15 protein-coding genes are annotated in these 15,365 nt (G+C 73.6%); 6 read left to right on the forward strand and 9 right to left on the reverse strand.

The window, feature by feature from the left end; translation table 11 throughout:
* Positions 1-355: 355 nt before the first annotated feature.
* The gene (locus ACIBK8_RS11120) at positions 356-1,120 is read right to left on the reverse strand and encodes a VOC family protein (protein WP_399041460.1); all 765 of its coding nucleotides are present in this window, start codon (positions 1,118-1,120) and stop codon (positions 356-358) included.
* Positions 1,121-1,537: 417 nt separating this feature from the next.
* On the opposite strand from ACIBK8_RS11120, the gene ACIBK8_RS11125 reads away from it, so the two are divergent.
* Positions 1,538-2,185 carry a TetR family transcriptional regulator gene (locus tag ACIBK8_RS11125; RefSeq protein ID WP_399041462.1) on the forward strand — a complete coding sequence of 216 codons (648 nt, stop codon included), beginning with the start codon at positions 1,538-1,540 and terminating at the stop codon, positions 2,183-2,185.
* 372 nt (positions 2,186-2,557) lie between these two features.
* Here ACIBK8_RS11125 and ACIBK8_RS11130 read toward each other — a convergent pair whose 3' ends face one another.
* Together ACIBK8_RS11130 and ACIBK8_RS11135 are read right to left on the reverse strand one after the other, a co-directional pair.
* Positions 2,558-3,031, reverse strand: a complete 474-nt coding sequence (locus ACIBK8_RS11130) for a nitroreductase family deazaflavin-dependent oxidoreductase (RefSeq protein ID WP_399041463.1) — start codon at positions 3,029-3,031, stop codon at positions 2,558-2,560.
* Positions 3,028-4,278 (reverse strand): acyl-CoA dehydrogenase family protein, encoded by a 1,251-nt coding sequence (locus ACIBK8_RS11135; protein ID WP_399041465.1) that lies wholly within the window; start codon positions 4,276-4,278, stop codon positions 3,028-3,030. Before ACIBK8_RS11135 ends, ACIBK8_RS11130 begins: the two co-directional genes overlap by 4 nt.
* 189 nt (positions 4,279-4,467) lie before the next feature.
* Between ACIBK8_RS11135 and ACIBK8_RS11140 the strand changes: the two genes are divergently transcribed.
* Positions 4,468-5,652 (forward strand): thiolase C-terminal domain-containing protein, encoded by a 1,185-nt coding sequence (locus tag ACIBK8_RS11140; protein WP_399041466.1) that lies wholly within the window; start codon positions 4,468-4,470, stop codon positions 5,650-5,652.
* A gap of 82 nt (positions 5,653-5,734) precedes the next feature.
* Here the strand turns inward: ACIBK8_RS11140 and ACIBK8_RS11145 are convergent, their stop codons facing one another.
* A complete protein-coding gene (locus ACIBK8_RS11145) occupies positions 5,735-6,883 on the reverse strand; it encodes a macrolide family glycosyltransferase (protein WP_399041661.1) in 1,149 nt (382 codons plus the stop codon).
* Between the two features lie 423 nt (positions 6,884-7,306).
* On the opposite strand from ACIBK8_RS11145, the gene ACIBK8_RS11150 reads away from it, so the two are divergent.
* A complete protein-coding gene (locus tag ACIBK8_RS11150; protein ID WP_399041468.1) occupies positions 7,307-7,999 on the forward strand; it encodes a pyridoxal 5'-phosphate synthase in 693 nt (230 codons plus the stop codon).
* A 105-nt stretch (positions 8,000-8,104) separates the two neighbouring features.
* On the opposite strand, the gene ACIBK8_RS11155 is transcribed toward ACIBK8_RS11150, so the two are convergent.
* Together ACIBK8_RS11155 and ACIBK8_RS11160 are read right to left on the reverse strand one after the other, a co-directional pair.
* Positions 8,105-8,593, reverse strand: a complete 489-nt coding sequence (locus ACIBK8_RS11155) for a GNAT family N-acetyltransferase (RefSeq protein ID WP_399041469.1) — start codon at positions 8,591-8,593, stop codon at positions 8,105-8,107.
* A gap of 101 nt (positions 8,594-8,694) precedes the next feature.
* Positions 8,695-9,159 carry a Zn-ribbon domain-containing OB-fold protein gene (locus ACIBK8_RS11160; protein WP_399041470.1) on the reverse strand — a complete coding sequence of 155 codons (465 nt, stop codon included), beginning with the start codon at positions 9,157-9,159 and terminating at the stop codon, positions 8,695-8,697.
* A 420-nt stretch (positions 9,160-9,579) separates the two neighbouring features.
* Between ACIBK8_RS11160 and ACIBK8_RS11165 the strand changes: the two genes are divergently transcribed.
* The gene (locus ACIBK8_RS11165; protein WP_399041471.1) at positions 9,580-11,835 is read left to right on the forward strand and encodes an acetate--CoA ligase family protein; all 2,256 of its coding nucleotides are present in this window, start codon (positions 9,580-9,582) and stop codon (positions 11,833-11,835) included.
* Between the two features lie 34 nt (positions 11,836-11,869).
* The gene (locus ACIBK8_RS11170) at positions 11,870-12,751 is read left to right on the forward strand and encodes an enoyl-CoA hydratase/isomerase family protein (protein WP_399041472.1); all 882 of its coding nucleotides are present in this window, start codon (positions 11,870-11,872) and stop codon (positions 12,749-12,751) included.
* Positions 12,752-12,841: 90 nt separating this feature from the next.
* Here ACIBK8_RS11170 and ACIBK8_RS11175 read toward each other — a convergent pair whose 3' ends face one another.
* The 3 genes from ACIBK8_RS11175 to ACIBK8_RS11185 all read right to left on the reverse strand — a co-directional run bounded on the left by ACIBK8_RS11175 (position 12,842) and on the right by ACIBK8_RS11185 (position 14,452).
* Positions 12,842-13,051 (reverse strand): hypothetical protein, encoded by a 210-nt coding sequence (locus ACIBK8_RS11175; RefSeq protein ID WP_399041473.1) that lies wholly within the window; start codon positions 13,049-13,051, stop codon positions 12,842-12,844.
* Positions 13,052-13,190: 139 nt separating this feature from the next.
* Positions 13,191-13,889: a hypothetical protein gene (locus ACIBK8_RS11180; protein WP_399041474.1), complete on the reverse strand. Its 699-nt coding sequence runs from the start codon at positions 13,887-13,889 to the stop codon at positions 13,191-13,193.
* Entirely contained in the window at positions 13,886-14,452 is a 567-nt protein-coding gene (locus tag ACIBK8_RS11185; protein WP_399041476.1) for an RNA polymerase sigma factor, read from the reverse strand. Before ACIBK8_RS11185 ends, ACIBK8_RS11180 begins: the two co-directional genes overlap by 4 nt.
* Before the next feature lie 245 nt (positions 14,453-14,697).
* Between ACIBK8_RS11185 and ACIBK8_RS11190 the strand changes: the two genes are divergently transcribed.
* Complete coding sequence (locus ACIBK8_RS11190; protein ID WP_399041662.1) at positions 14,698-15,330, forward strand: flavin reductase family protein; 633 nt, start codon at positions 14,698-14,700, stop codon at positions 15,328-15,330.
* The last annotated feature ends 35 nt before the right edge of the window (positions 15,331-15,365 follow it).

Genomic DNA, 15,365 nt, shown 5'->3' on the forward strand with positions numbered 1-15,365 from the left:
GACGTGCGCAAGAACCCGCCGCACCCCTGCACGGCCCGTGCGCCCGCCGCCCGCCCGGCGGCCCCGCGCGTGGGCCGGGACGGCACCGCTACCGTACGGGCCAGGATCCGGCGCTCCCTATCGGCAGCCCCGCCCGTCTCGGCCCCACCCGTCTGCGCCCCTCAGGATCCTGGGGGGCGGGTCTCCGCTCCCGCGCGCCCCCGGGATTCCGGCGCGATGCCGCGGATCCGGGCGCCGCGTCCCGCGCCTTCGGCCGTCCCGTTGTCCGTACGGCGCCGACGCGCCCCCGTTGCCTGCTGGTCATGCACTCCCCGCCGTCGCCCGTGCCGTTCCCCCAATTCTGCGGTGTCCACGGCTATTTCGGGGCCATGACACCGAAGGTGGCGCCTTGATTGTCGCGGAACACCGCGAACGGGCCGCCGGGAGACCGCTCGGGCCGCGCCACCACCTCGCCGCCGTGCCCCGTCGCGGTGCGGATCGCCTCGGCCATGTCGTCGACGAGGAAGCAGACCGTGAAGTGCGGCGGCAGGTCGGCGGGCACCGACGCGTCCATCGCGATCCGGCAGCCGATCTCCCGTTCCTGGCCCGGCAGTCGCCACGGCAGGAAGCCCGGCCTGGCCATCGGGGCATCCCGGGCCCCGGCGAAGCCGAAGACCTCCGCGTAGAAGGCGTCGGCGGCCGCCGGGTCACGGGTGTTCAGCCCCATCCAGACGTAACTGCCGGGCTGCCCTGCGATCTCGAATCCCGTGTGCGCGCCGGCCTGCCAGGCGCCGAAGACCGCCCCTGCGGGGTCGGCGGCGATCAGCATCGAGCCCAGGTCGCCGACCGGCACCGCCTCGTGGAGTACCCGGCCGCCGGCTTCCCTGACCGCGGTTTCGGTGCGCCCGATATCGGAGGTCGCGAAGAAAATGCCCCATGCGGTGGGCATCGTCTCGTCGCTGCGGGGCATCAGCCCGGCCGCTTTCCTGCCGTCGCGGAACGCCTGGGTGTACCCGCCGAATTCGGCGGCGCCTTCGTCGAAGGTCCAGCCGAAGAGGTCGCCGTAGAAACGCTTTCCCGCGTCGAGATCGGGCAGCAGTACGTCGACCCAGCAGGGTGCGCCGTCCGCGAATGCAGTCATGCGGCCACGCTAGTGGCGAATCCGCGAGCGCGCCCGGCAGGAAATCGAACGGGTGGATCAATGTGAAATCCGGCACGTATCAGCGGGCCGCAGTACGGCTCAACGGGCCGCCGCCGACGGACACTTGCGCCGCGTTGTCCACCGAAGTTTTCCACAGGCTGTTGATAAGACGATTCACCGGTTCGGACCAATCGGCCTTTTCCCGTACCGATACCGCGCCATTCACCGCGGCGAAGCCCCCGCCACCTCGGCGACGCCCGTCCCGCTCGCCCCGGATGCGCCCGGAAAGCGCCGTCTTGGATACCTTGCGCGCCGCCGCCACGTCCGAAGGAACCGGGACCGATGCGCGCGAACTCCCCCGTCCCCATTTGCAGGCAGCCAAATCGCGCTCCGATCACCCCTCGGTAAGCTGACGGCATGACAGGACAAGTGCGAACCGTCGACGGCAGAGTTGCCGGCCGCCGCGGGCAGGCCACGCGGCAGAAGCTTCTCGACTGCCTCAGCGACATGCTCAGTTCATCCCCGTACCGGGACGTCAAGGTCATCGACGTGGCCCGAAAAGCGGGTACTTCACCCGCTACGTTCTATCAGTACTTCCCCGACGTGGAGGGCGCCGTCCTCGAAATCGCCGAGGAGATGGCCAAAGAAGGCGCACAACTCACCGACCTTGTCGCCGGGCGCTCCTGGGTGGGCAAATCCGGCTGGCAGGCGGCCGAGGAACTCGTCGACGGATTCCTCTCTTTCTGGCGCAAGAACGACGCGATCCTCCGCGTCATCGACCTGGGAGCGGCCGAGGGCGACAAGCGGTTCTACAAGATCCGCATGAAGATCCTGAACGCCGTCACCAACTCGCTCACGGAGTCCATCCAGGAGCTCCAGGCCAAGAACAAGGTCGACAAGGAGGTGAGCGCGGCAGCCATGGCCGGTTCGCTCGTCGCCATGCTGGCAGCGGTCGCCGGGCACCAGAAGGGCTTCCAGAGCTGGGGCGTCAAGCAGGCCGAACTGAAGCCGAATCTGGCGCTGCTCGTGCACCTCGGCATCACCGGCAAGAAGCCGACGAAGTAGCCGCGGGCCCCGTTCGTCCCCCGCCGACGGGCCCTCGCGCACCGCTGCCGCACGCGGCGTCGCTCCCCGGCGCCGGCGCAGCCGCCGGGAGCGCGGCCCCCGGCCGAGCGCACTGCCGTGCAGTCACGGCGGCGCTCACTCCCCGGCCGTGCCGCGGGAGTTCCCCACCGTCCCGCCAGGGTGGCCGCCTGCCGCCCTCAGCCGGACGGCCGCGGGCGCCCGGCCCTTGGCAGGCCGGCACCGCAGGCGTCCGTCCCGCCCGACGACGGCCGCGTTCCGCGGCTCAGGACCCGGCGGGCCCGCCACCGCCCACGCCACCGCTTCACCGGCCCTTCCGCGCCCTTCCCGGCCCCGCGTCGCCCCCTGTCAGCGTCACCGCAGGTCCAGCCGGAAGAGCCGGATCTCCCGGTCCACCCGCGACTGGTACGCGGCGTACGGCGGCCAGCACGCGAGCGCGGCGGACCAGGCGCGCTCCCGTTCCTCGCCCGCCAGCAGCCGGGCCCGTACCGGAATGTCGCGCCCGCGCCAATTCACCTCCGCCTCCGGGTGCTTGATGAGGTTCCCGGTCCACGCCGGGTGCCCTGACCTGCCGAAGTTGCTGCCGATCAGCAGCCAGCCGCCGTCCTCCTGGGGCAGGCAGGCCAGCGGCGTGCGCCGGGGCAGGCCGCTGCGCGCACCGGTCGCGGTCAGGATCGCCCCGGGCAGCATCCGCGCGCTGAGCAGGACCTTGCCGCGGGTCAGCCGGTGGACCGCGCGGTCGAGCGCGGGGACGACGTGCGGGGCGATCCGCGCGAAGGCACGCGTCGACGACACCGACTGCACCAGCCGCGCGCCGCGCGCCCTCACGCGCCGGCCGCCGCTCGCGCCCCGGCGCCGCCGCGCGCACCCGGTGCCCCGTCGCGGGCTCCGGTGACGAACAGCCCGGCCTCGTCCGCGGCCCGCGCGCGCAGCCGGTGCACCGGTCCCAGCAGCAGTTCGTCGCAGGCCGCGCGCTTGAAGTAGAGATGCGCCTCGTGCTCCCAGGTGAAGCCGATGCCGCCGTGCAGCTGCACCGCGTCGGCCGCCACTGCCCGCAGCGCCTCCAGCGCCTGCGCCAGCGCCAGCGCCCCGGCGCCCGGTTCGACGGCGCCCCCGGCGGCGCCCGCAGCCCAGGCCGCGTAGTAGGCCGCCGAGCGCGCCGCCTGCACCGCCACGTACAGGTCGGCGAGCCGGTGCTGGACCGCCTGGAAGGCGCCGATGGGCCGCCCGAACTGCTCCCGGTCCTGGACGTGGGCGAGGGTGCGGGTGAGTGCCGCGTCGGCCGCGCCCACCGCCTCGGCCGCCAGCGCGGCGGCGGCGGTCCTGCCCACGGCCGCGAGCCCGTCCCCAGGACCGCGCTCCGCGTCCTCCCCCAGCAACTCCCCCTGCACCTCGCGCAGTTCGATCCGGGCTTGCGGTCTGGTCTCGTCCAGCACGGTCTGCCGGGTGCGCGAAAGTCCCGCCGCGTCACCCCGTACGAGGAAGAGCCGGGTGCGGCTGCGCGCGAAGCCGCCGGTGTGCGCGGCCACCAGCAGGACGTCGGCCGTGTGGCCGTCCAGGACCTGCCCCGCCTCGCCGTACAGCACCCACCACCCGTCGCGCCGCCGCGCCTGGATGCCGCCCGCCCGGCCGCCGCCCGCCCAGCCGCCGTCGTTGGGGCCGGTCAGCGCCAGCGCGGTGGCCAGCCGTCCGTCCGGTACGGCCAGCGTCCCGGTCAGCTCACCGGCGGCGAGCCTGGGCAGCAAATCGGCCCGCTGCCGTTCGCTGCCCAGCGCGAGGATCAGCGGCGCGGCCAGCACGGCGGTCGCGACCAGCGGCGAAGGCAGCAGCGCCCGGCCGGTTTCCTCGCAGGCCAGGGCGAGTTCGGTGGGCCCGCAGTCCGCTCCGCCGTACGCGGCGGGCAGCGCGAGGCCCGGGAGTCCGAGCTGTCCGGCGAGCCGCCGCCACAGCTCCTCGTCGTAGCCGTGCGGGGTACGGACCGCGGCCTTGACCTCGTCAGGGCCGCAGTGCGCGGCCAGCAGTGCGCGCAGGGTGCGGCGGATCGCTTCCTGCTCATCGGTGAACGCGGCATCCATCGGCGGACTCCTCCCGTCCGCGGACCGCTCCCGTCCGGTCCGACGGGAACCGTCCACGGAACTGACGGGCCGTCATAGTAGAGATGCGGGCCCGACTTTCCTAGGGTTCGCCCGCTCATCACGCCACCTCCCCCGAGGCGCTCGCCGACCCCCTGCCCCGACCCCGATATCTGATGTACCGTCAGATTCATGACGTCAGGGATCCCCTACGGGAAGCGCAGGGTCGCCGTCGCCGGAGTCGCCCTGTCCGACTGCGGGCGCGTGAACGAGGCCACCCCGTACGCGCTGCACGCCCAGGCCGCCCGCCGGGCACTGGCGGATTCGGGACTCGACCGGTCGGTGATCGACGGCTTCGCCTCGGCCGGCCTCGGCACGCTCGCCCCCGTCGAGGTGGCCGACTACCTCGGCCTGCGCCCCACCTGGGTGGACTCGACCTCGGTCGGCGGCGCCACCTGGGAAGTGATGGCCGCGCACGCCGCCGACGCGATCGCCGCCGGGCACGCCCGCGCCGTCCTCCTCGTCTACGGGTCCACCGCCCGCGCCGACCTCAAGGCCAAGCGCCGCACCGCCAACCTCTCCTTCGGCTCCCGCGGCCCCCTCCAGTTCGAAGTCCCCTACGGGCACACCCTGATCGCCAAATACGCGATGGCCGCCCGCCGCCACATGCACCAATACGGCACCACGCTGGAGCAGTTGGCGCAGGTCGCGGTCCAGGCGCGGGCCAACGCGGCCGGCAATCCGGACGCGATGTACCGCGACCCGGTCACCGTCGACGAGGTGCTCTCCGGGCCGATGATCGCCGACCCGTTCACCAAACTGCACTGCTGCATACGGTCCGACGGCGGCTGCGCGGTCCTGCTCGTCGCCGACGATCTGGTGCCCGACCTCGCCAAACCCCCGGTATGGGTGCTCGGATCCGGCACCGCCCTCTCGCACACCACCATGTCGGAGTGGCCGGACTTCACCGTCTCACCGGCCGCGGAGTCCGGACGCCTCGCCTTCGCGCGCGCCGGGGTCAGCCCGTCGGAGATCGACATCGCCGAACTGTACGACGCCTTCACCTACATGACGTTGGTGACCCTGGAGGACCTGGGCTTCTGCGCCAAGGGCGAGGGCGGCGCGTTCGTCGGGACGGGCCGGCTGCTGCGGGACGGCGAGCTGCCCGTCAACACCGACGGCGGGGGCCTGGCCGCCTGCCACCCCGGCATGCGCGGCCTGTTCCTGCTGGTCGAAGCCGTGCGCCAGCTCCGCGGCGAGGCCGGACCCGGCCGCCAGGTGCACAAACCCGGCGGCCGGCTGCCGCAACTCGCCGTCGCGTCGGGCACCGGCGGCTGGTTCTGCTCATCGGGGACGGTGGTGTTGGGGGCGGGCTAGGGCCGCATCCCGTAAGGGCCGTCCCAGCGCCGTGTCCCAGAGGCCGCGGGTCGTCCCGCGGCCCCTTACGGGTCGCCCGCCCTCAGCCCAGCCGCTCCTCGATGAGGTCGGCCGCGCGCCGGGCGCCGCCCTCCGCGCGGGCATCCGCGCGCAGGTGGGCCGAGCGTGCGGCCACGTCCGGGTCGGCCAGCAGCTCCAGCAGGCCCGTACGCAGCGCGTCCCCCGTCGCGTCGGCGGTGTCGATGCGGCGGGCGACTCCCAGCTCGACGAGCCGGTCGGCGTTCACGAACTGCTCGGCGCCCTGCGGGACCGCGATCATCGGCACCCCGCTCGCCAGCCCCTCGTTGCAACTGCCCATCCCCGCATGCGTCACGAAGGCGTCGGCCTGCTCCAGGATCGCCACCTGCGGTACCCAGGACCGCACTTCGACGTTCCCGGGAATCGCGCCCAGCTCCGCCGGGTCGGTGTACGTGCCGATCTGCAGCACCACATGCCACCCGGGCAGACCGCCGAAGGCCGCCAGGCACTGCCGGTAGAACCCGGGCTGCCGGGTGTAGGCCGAGCCCAGCGAGATCAGCAGGACCTTCTCCGCGCCGGCCGGACGCGTCCAGCCGCCCTGGTCCGTGCGGTCGCCGAAGCAGGGTCCGACGAAGGTCACGACGTCCGCGTCGACCCGGTCGGCGTGCGGCTGCATGGCGCGCGGGATCATCGCCAGGGCCCGCCGGGGCCGGCCGGCGAACGTGCCCACGTCCGTGGTGGCCGCGCCGCAGCCGGCCAGCCACTCGGCGAACCGCCGCAGGTAGACATCGGCCCCCGGAAGCCCGGCGAACGCCGCGCCGGCCTCCTCCTGCATTCCCTCCCAGCCCACGAAGGTCGGGGAGAGCTGGACGAGGTCTCGGCCCTGCGCCTCGGCCAGCGCGCGGGCCGCGTAGGCGCCGATGTCGTAGAGGTAGAGGTCGGCCGGGTCCTCGTCGTACGCCCGGTGCAGTTGCGGGAGCACCGCGATGGCGTCGTCGAGGAAGAGCGAGGCAGCCGCCACCGGGTCCTGCGGCCAGGAATTGTCGATCACCGGGAGGGTGGAGGTGTAGCGGACGAACTCGGCGCCGGTGGGCGTGATCAGCTCGGCCGCGTGGTCGGTGTTGGCGTACGTCACGCGGTGGCCGCGGGCCACCAGCTCGCGGATGATCTCCAGGCTGGGCAGCACGTGGCTGACCATCGGCGTACCGACCATCGCGATGTGAGCGGGGCGGCCGACGGCAGACGTACGGGGGTGGTGCGGGGTGCGCTCAGGCACGGGACTTCCTTCGGGTCAGAAATACGGCAGGGGGACACGGCAGACCGACGGCCCCGGGCAGCGGCGGCGCGGGCACGGCGAAGCCGGCCACGGGCGCGCTGCGCGCCAGGGTGCGGGCGGGGGCGGGACGTTGCGCCCGCTGCGGTGTCAGCCGTAGATCTGGAAGAGGTGCATGCCAGGACAGTAGCGCCGCCGTCCGACAGCGGGCCAGTGATTTTCCGGGCCGGGACCTGGACGCGACCTCGGAACGCGGACCTCGAACGCGGCCCCGCTGCCCGACGATGCCCAGGAATGCGGACAGGGGGATGTCCTCTTGCCCATGCACCGGCGGCCCGGGGCACCCGCCGTACGCTGCCCGGCATGGCCGATCACCGTGCAGATGACCAGGAAACCGCCGAGTCCCACGCCTTCCGCGCACTGCTGCGGGGGCTGCGGGTCTGGGACCACGAGCTGCCCGCTTTCGACGTGTCCCGGGCGCCGGACGCGCCGCTGCCGCTCTTCCGGCAGTGGCTCCGGGAGGCCGCGGAAGCCGGCCAGCCCGAGCCGCACACCATGGCGCTGGCCACCGCCGACGCGGCCGGAAACCCGTCCGTACGCACCGTGATGCTGCACGACGCCGACGAGCGCGGCTGGCACTTCGGCTCGCACCGCGGCAGCCGCAAGGGCCGCGAACTGGCCGTCCGCCCCAGGGCCGCCCTCGGCTTCTACTGGCCGGCGGTCGGGCGGCAGGTGCGCGTGCACGGGACGGTGAGCGAGGCAGGTGCCGAGGAGAGTCAGGCGGCGCTGCACCGGCGTTCCCCTGGCGCGCTGGCCGCGGCGCTGGTCGGACGGCAGAGCGAGGCGCTCGGCTCGACGGAGGAACTGGCCCGCGCATCGGACGCCGCCTGGGAACGGGCGCACCGCGAGCCGGACGCCGCCGCACCGGGGTGGACGGAGTACCTGCTGCGCCCCGACGAGGTCGAGTTCTTCCAGGGCGACGCGCGACGGCGGCATGTACGGCTCAACTACCTGCGGGAGGGCGGGGGTTGGCGGCAGGAGCTGTTGTGGCCGTGACGGGGGCGCGGCCGGGACGTGAGGCGGGGTGGCCGGGACCGTGAAGCGGGGCGGGACGGCGGGAGGAAGCCGAGCGCCTCCCGCCCCTCCCGCCCCGCCACCACGTCACAGCTCCCGGTACATGATGTGCAGCCCCACGAATCCCTTGTCCGGGTGCCGGAACGCCTCCGGGACGGTGGCCAGGATCGTGAAGCCCAGGGACCTCCAGAGGGCCACGGCTCCGGTGTTGACCTCCACGACGGCGTTGAACTGCATCGCGCGGTACCCCTCGGCGCGGGCCCGCTCCAGGACGTGTTCGCCCAGCGCCCGCCCGACGCCGCGGCCCGCCCTGCGGGGGTCCACCATGAAACTGGCGCCCGCGATGTGCGAGCCGGCGCCCAGTTGGTTGGGGTTCATCTTGGCCGAGCCGAGCACCGTCCCGTCCTCGTCCACCGCGACGAACGTACGGCCCGGCGGGCGGAGCATCCAGATCTCGCGGCCACCCTCCTCGTCGAGGTCGCGCGGATAGGTGTAGGTCTCGCCGGCCGCGACGATCGTACGGAAGAACTCCCAGATGGCGGGCCAGTCGGCCGCGGTCGCTTCTCGGATCAGCATCGCCACAGCATCCGCGATGATCCGGGCACCTGCCACCGGATATCCACAGGCCGGAGCGGGACGACGGCCTCCTCTCCCTACGCCCCCTCTCCCCCTCAGCCCTACGCCCCCTCCGCGGGCCGGAACACCGGGACGGCCCAGCCGCCGCCCCCGGCTTCCGCACCGGGGTCGGTGGCTGGGCCGTCCCCGCCCCCGTCCTCCGTGCGGAAGTGGACCGTCAGCGGCATGCCGATCCGCAGGTCGTCCGCCGCGCAGTCGACGACCTCGGTCATCATCCTGGGGCCCTCGGCGAGGTCGACCACCGCGGCGACGTACGGGGTCCGGCCGCCGAACGGCGGCAGGTCGTTCCGGTGGACGACGGACCAGGTGTAGAGGGTGGCGCGACCGCAGGCCGGCTGCCACGCGACGTCCTCGCTCCAGCAGTACGGGCAGAACTCCCGCGGGTAGTGGTGCGCCGCCCCGCACCCATCGGCCCGGCAGCGGCGCAGCAGCAGCCGCCCCTCGCCGGCCGCGTCCCAGTACGTGCGGGTGAACGCGTCGGCCTCCGGCAGGTCGAACCGCGCCACCGCCCCACCGCCCCGGGGCGCGCCCCGCTTCCCTACGCCTTCCACCTCGCCACCCCGCTTCCCCGCACCTTCCACCTCGCCGCCCCGCTTCCCTGCGTCTTCCGCCTCGCCGGTCCGCCTCACGTATGCCCTCCCGCCGTCCGCCCTCGCCGCGCCAGGAACCGTTGCGCACGGCCGGGCCCGCCCCCCCTTCCTGCGCACCGGGCCCGCGCCCCCAACATTCCTGACGCTTCATCAGTTTTCCGTCAGGTCAGTTCAGCGGATGCCCGGCGGGGTACGCAAGAGGCGGGGTGCCAGGGAGGCGACCCCGTGCGCGCCGCGAAGCTTTACCGTGCAGCCCCATTCCTGACATGACGTCAGTTCAGTAATCTGACTGTGCGTCAGGTAATGAGAGCCGTCACACAGGAGCGGGCCTCTGCGATGCTTGGATCGACTCACGGCACCCTCAGCACTCACTCCCGGCCGGCCCGCGTCGTGGCCTGCGGGGAGCAACCACCTCACACCGTCCACGGCGTGGCCGATCCGGCCGACGGCGGCGGGCAGCGCGCCGACGGCACGGCGGACGTGGACGTCAGCGGGCGCCCGCTGCACGCCCCGGTGCCGGACCTCGACCGTTTCTTCCGGCCCGCTTCGGTGGCCGTCATCGGCGCGTCCGACACCGAAGGCCGCCCCAACACCGGCATCACCCGGCAGCTGATCGCCTGGTCCGAGCGGGTCGGCGCCCGGCTGCACCCGGTCAACCCGGGGCGGCGGAGCGTCTTCGGGCTGCCCTGCCACGCGGCCGTCGCCGACCTCCCCGAGCCGGTCGATCTCGCCGTACTGCTGGTCGGCGATCCGGTGCCGGTCATCGAGCAACTGGCGGACGCGAAGGTGAAGTTCGCGGTCGCCTTCGCCTCCGGCTTCGCCGAGACCGGCGAGGAGGGCGCCGCCGCGCAGGACCGGCTGGCCGAGGCCGTGCGGCGCTCCGGCCTGCGGCTGCTCGGCCCGAACACCAACCTCAACGCCTTCGAGAAGTTCCGCGAGGACCTCGAAGGGCCCGCCATCGCCCTGATCACCCAGTCAGGCCACCAGGGCCGTCCCGTCTTCACCCTCCAGGAACTCGGCATCCGCCTCTCCCACTGGGCCCCGACCGGCAACGAGGCCGATCTGGAAACCGCCGACTTCCTCTCCTACTTCGCCTCCCGTCCCGAGGTCGGCGCCATCGCCGCGTATGTGGAAGGGCTCAAGGACGGCCGCAGCTTCCTGCTCGCCGCCGATCACGCGGCCCGGCAGAAGGTGCCCGTCGTCGCGGTGAAGGTCGGCCGCACCGAGACCGGCGCCCGCACGGCCGCCTCGCACACCGGCAAACTCACCGGCGCGGACGGGGTGGTGGACGCCGCGATGCGGCAGTTCGGCGTCATCAGGGTGGACGGTCTCGACGAACTCCAGGACACCGCCGCCCTGTTGGCCCGCGCCAAGCCACCGGCCGCGGAGGGGGTCGCCGTCTATTCGATCTCCGGGGGCACCGGCGCCCACTTCTCGGACCTGGCGACCGCCGCGGGGCTGCGGCTGCCCACCCTGACGGACGCGAAGCAGGCCGAGCTGCACCAGTGGATACCGGAGTACCTCCACGTCGCCAACCCGATCGACAACGGCGGGCACCCGGTCGGCGACTGGCGAGGCCGCAAGATCATCGACGCGATCCTCGCCGACCCGTCCGTCGGCGTCCTGATCTGCCCGATCACCGGGCCCTTCCCGCCGATGAGCGACAAGCTCGCGCAGGATCTCGTCGACGCGGCGGAAGAGACCGACAAGCTGGTGTGTGTGGTGTGGGGCTCGCCGGTCGGCACCGAGGACGCCTACCGCAGCACTCTGCTCGGCTCCTCGCGGGTGGCGACCTTCCGCACCTTCGCCAACTGCATCACGGCCGTCCGCGCCTACCTCGACCACCACCGCTTCACGGCCGGCTACCGCTCCCCCTTCGACGACGCCCCGCGCACGCTCTCGCCTTCGGCGCGCAAGGCGCAGGCACTGATGCGCCCGGGAGAGCAGCTCAGCGAGCACGCGGCGAAGCAACTGCTGCGCGCCTACGGCATTCGCGTCCCGCGCGAACAGCTCGTCACCAGCGCCGCGGCGGCCGTCCGCGCGGCGAGCCAGGTCGGCTACCCGGTCGTCATGAAGGCGTCCGGGCCGCAGCTCGCGCACAAGACCGAGCTGGGTCTCGTCAAGGTCGGTCTGACCTCCGCGAGCCAGGTCCGCGACGCCTACCGCGAGCTGGCCGACATCGCGCGCTACGAAGACGTCCCCCTCGACGGCGTACTGGTCTGCCAGATGATCGAGCGCGGGGTCGAGATGGTCGTCGGCGTCACGCACGACAGCCTCTTCGGGCCGACCGTGACCGTCGGGCTCGGCGGCGTCCTCGTGGAGGTGCTCCGGGACGTCGCGGTGGGTGTGCCGCCCTTCGGGGAGCACCAGGCCCGCGCCATGCTCGGCGAACTGCGCGGCCGTGCCCTGCTGGACGGCGTACGGGGAGCCCCGCCCTCGGATGTCGACGCCCTGATCGAGGTCGTGCTGCGGGTGCAGCGGATGGCGCTCGAACTGGACGGGCGGCTCGCGGAGTTGGACATCAATCCGCTGGTGCTGCTGCCGAGCGGCCAGGGCGCCGTGGCGCTCGACGCGCTGGCCGTCTGCCACTGACCGCCCCGGACCCGCCCTTTGGAGCCGTACCCCCATGACCCACACCCCCGCTTCCCCCGAGCCCCCGGACACCCCGGGCGCCACGGACACCCGCACGCCGGACACTCCCGCCGCGGCACCCGCTGATTCCTTGATACTGCACACCACTGACAACGGCGTCTCGTGGCTCACCCTCAACCGGCCGGACGCCATGAACGCCCTCACCCACGACCAGCGCGAACACCTCATCGGCCGGCTCGCCGACGCCTCGGCCGACCCGGACGTGAGGGCCGTGGTGATCACCGCGACCGGCAGGGGCTTCTGCGCGGGCGCCGACCTGCGGGGCGCGCCGGCCGCCCGTCCCGGTGAGCGGGTGGCAGGCGATGTGGCGCGGCTGATCCGGGGCGGCGCGCAGCGCTTCATCGGCGCGGTACTGGACTGCGAGAAGCCGGTGATCGCCGCGGTGAACGGCACGGCGGCCGGTCTCGGCGCGCATCTGGCGTTCGCCTGCGACCTGGTGCTGGCCGCCGAATCGGCGCGGTTCATCGAGGTGTTCGTCCGCCGCGGCCTGGTGCCGGACGGCGGCGGCGCCTACCTGCTGCCGAGGCTGGTCGGGCCGCAGCGCGCCAAGGAGCTGATGTTCTTCGGCGACGCGCTGCCGGCCGCCGACGCCGAACGGCTGGGGCTGGTCAACCGGGTCGTACCGGACGACGCGCTGGAGAAGACCGCGCGGGAGTGGGCCGAGCGCCTCGCGGCCGGCCCCACCCGCGCCATCGCGCTCACCAAACAGCTGGTCAACGCCTCGCTCGACGCCGATAGAAGCACCGCGTTCGCCGCCGAGGCCACCGCCCAGGAACTCAACATGACGACGGCGGACGCCCAGGAGGGTGTCGCCTCCTTCGTGGCGCGCCGCAGCCCGGTGTACCGGGGGCGGTGAGCGCGCCGCGGTCCGCCGGTGGCGGGGCGTACCGCCCTGCCACCACAGGGCGCTTCGCGTCTCTCGGACCGCCCGGCTTCCGCCCCGCCCTCAGGGAGGCGACGCCGGTACGGCCGAACGGGCCGGGGCGACCGCGTGCCCGGTGACGGCCCCTGGCTCGGCCTGTGCCTCCTCGGCCGCCCGCGCCACCGGGCCGTCCGCTCCGGACGGGCCCGCGGTGGCGGCGCCCGCGACCCCCAGAAGGCCGGCCGTGAGGATTCCGGCACCGACGGCGAAGGGGAACCTGCCGCGTACGTTCATCAATCAACTCCCCGCGTAGTGCGCTTGCAGCACTCTGTACACGGTTGAACCATCTGCCCCGTATGACCTCACCGAGAGTGACCCGCGTCACACCGTGCGCCGCCGTCCCGGGCCGCGCTCGGGCCCGCGTGCGCCCCGGTCACGCCTCTCCCGCCGGGCACACCGGCACCTCTCGCGTATTGCGCGTCCGCACCCCCGGCAGCCAGCCGCGCACGCCTTCCCCGGTCGTGACCAGGTACCAGCGGGTGGAGGTCAGGCCCTGTTCGTCGCGGACCAGCCGGCCGTCGGTGACCACGCAGTGGGCCTTCAGGACGTCGCCGTGCCAGACCCGGCCCGCGGAGTTGTCCCGCGCCGCGTAGCGCCGGTGCGGGTCCTTCGCCAGCCGCAGGGCGCACTCCAGGGTGCGGGTCTCGCGGCACGCGGTCTCGGTGTTGTGGACGGTGACCGGCACGGACGGGCTCTTCGCGGGCGGCGGAAGCGCGCCGCCACCGGGGCGCACCATCCACCACGCCCCGAGCGCCACGGCGGCGACCGTGGCGGCGACCGCGAAGGCGACGGCGTACGGCCTGCGGCGCGGCAGCGCGACGGCTTCGGGGCGCCGCTGTTCGGGCGTCGTCTCCTGGATCCGGGACCACAGTCCCGGCGGCATCTCGATCCGCTCGTCGGCCTGCCGCAGCCGCTCCCTGAGCAGCGCTTCGATGTCGTCCCCGCCGCCTCCGGAAGCAGCGGCGCCGACACCGCCCGCACCCCCGCCGTCCCGCCCGGCGCCCACGTCAGGACCGGCGCCGTCCTCGGCGTCACCGCCGTACCGCCGGCCCGTGCCCACCGTGCCGTTCACCTCCCCGCCCGTCCCTGCTCCGATTCAACGAGGTGCGCGCGGAGCCTGTCCAGTGCGCGGGCGCGATGCCGGGCCGCGGTGCCGCGGTGCACCTTCATGATCTTGGCGGCCTGGTCGATGGTGTAGCCGTCGAGGTCGACGAGGATGACGATGCCCGCCTGCCGGTGCGAGAGGGTGCCCAGCATCCGCACCGCTTCCAGCTCGGCGTGCCGGCGGCCGAGACCTCCGTCCCAGTCGCCGCCGGACTCCCCGTCACCGGGCGCGGCGTCGTCGAACCCCTCGACCGCGTCGACCAGCACCTGCCTGCTGTCCTTGCGGTAGGCGTCCCTGGCGACGTTGAGTACGGCGGTGAAGGCGTACGCGTACGGCTCCGGGTGGGCGAGGAAGCGCTGCGGACGTACGGCGAGTTTGAGGTAGGCCTCATGCACCACATCCTCCGCGGACTGTCGCGATCCGGCCAGCATCACCGCCCGCCGGTAGAGCCGGGGCAACAGCCCGCAGAAGACCTCGTCGAAGGTCGGTGACGCGGCAGACGAGGATGACGACGGCGTCACATCGGCCATGAACCGGAACTCTCCCCCGTTGCTCGGCTACGGGCGCGGCCGGGGTGGAGGCTACCCGTACGGCAGTGCAGCCAACCAGGGGTACGGCACCGATCGCCCCGAATCCGCCCCTGCCTCACCCCTGAGGTCCCCCCAAACCACCCTTGAGGGTCAACCCTGGCTTCTCTCTTGCCTGTTGGGCACTCCGGACGCTTCCTATCTGACGCACCATCAGCTTCAATGAGGGCATGATGGGACATGCAGGAATGGCGGCCACGGCCGTGCGGTATCTGCGCTCGGCGGGTGCGCCGACCTCGGCCGCCGCACCCGCCACCGCACCACAGCGCCCCGCCCTGCGCGCGGTACGCGACGACGAACGCGCCCCTCTGGACCCGGCCGAATTCCGGGACGTCCTGGGGCACTTCGCCAGCGGCGTCACGGTCATCACGGCGCCGGAACCGGAAAGCACGGAGAGCGCAGAGGGCGCCGCGGGACCGGCCGGGTTCGCCTGCCAGTCCTTCGCCTCGCTCTCCCTCGATCCCCCGCTGGTGACCTTCATGGTCGCCCGCACGTCCACGACCTGGCCGCGGATCGCCCGCGCCGGGGTGTTCTGCGTCAACATCCTGGGGGCGGAACAGGGGCCGCTGTGCAGGCAGTTCGCGGTCAGCGGCGCCGACAAGTTCGCCGGTGTCCGGCATACACCGGCCCCCGCGACCGGCTCGCCGCGTCTCGCCGAGACACCGGCCTGGATCGACTGCACCATCCAGGCGGTGCACACCGGCGGCGACCACCTCATCGTCGTCGGCCGGGTCGACGCGCTCGGCACGGACCCCGCAGCGGCCGGCGCGGGACCGCTCCTCTTCCACCGCGGCGCCTTCGGCGGCTTCGGCGCCCGGTAGCGGAGAGCCCCCGGGCGGCCACCCGGGGGCAGGCC

The sequence above is a fragment of the Streptomyces sp. NPDC050161 genome (genome assembly GCF_044460025.1).
GTDB lineage: Bacteria > Actinomycetota > Actinomycetes > Streptomycetales > Streptomycetaceae > Streptomyces.

What these genes read in the sequence shown, in the direction of transcription:
- ACIBK8_RS11125 (WP_399041462.1), top strand. Translation starts at nt 1,538, where the DNA reads ATGACAGGACAAGTGCGAACCGTCGACGGCAGAGTTGCCGGCCGCCGC.
- ACIBK8_RS11185 (WP_399041476.1), bottom strand. Translation starts at nt 14,452, where the DNA reads ATGGCCGATGTGACGCCGTCGTCATCCTCGTCTGCCGCGTCACCGACC.
- ACIBK8_RS11170 (WP_399041472.1), top strand. Translation starts at nt 11,870, where the DNA reads ATGACCCACACCCCCGCTTCCCCCGAGCCCCCGGACACCCCGGGCGCC.
- ACIBK8_RS11175 (WP_399041473.1), bottom strand. Translation starts at nt 13,051, where the DNA reads ATGAACGTACGCGGCAGGTTCCCCTTCGCCGTCGGTGCCGGAATCCTC.
- ACIBK8_RS11145 (WP_399041661.1), bottom strand. Translation starts at nt 6,883, where the DNA reads ATGGTCGGTACGCCGATGGTCAGCCACGTGCTGCCCAGCCTGGAGATC.
- ACIBK8_RS11135 (WP_399041465.1), bottom strand. Translation starts at nt 4,278, where the DNA reads ATGGATGCCGCGTTCACCGATGAGCAGGAAGCGATCCGCCGCACCCTG.
- ACIBK8_RS11155 (WP_399041469.1), bottom strand. Translation starts at nt 8,593, where the DNA reads ATGCTGATCCGAGAAGCGACCGCGGCCGACTGGCCCGCCATCTGGGAG.
- ACIBK8_RS11150 (WP_399041468.1), top strand. Translation starts at nt 7,307, where the DNA reads ATGGCCGATCACCGTGCAGATGACCAGGAAACCGCCGAGTCCCACGCC.
- ACIBK8_RS11165 (WP_399041471.1), top strand. Translation starts at nt 9,580, where the DNA reads ATGCTTGGATCGACTCACGGCACCCTCAGCACTCACTCCCGGCCGGCC.
- ACIBK8_RS11120 (WP_399041460.1), bottom strand. Translation starts at nt 1,120, where the DNA reads ATGACTGCATTCGCGGACGGCGCACCCTGCTGGGTCGACGTACTGCTG.
- ACIBK8_RS11190 (WP_399041662.1), top strand. Translation starts at nt 14,698, where the DNA reads ATGGCGGCCACGGCCGTGCGGTATCTGCGCTCGGCGGGTGCGCCGACC.
- ACIBK8_RS11140 (WP_399041466.1), top strand. Translation starts at nt 4,468, where the DNA reads ATGACGTCAGGGATCCCCTACGGGAAGCGCAGGGTCGCCGTCGCCGGA.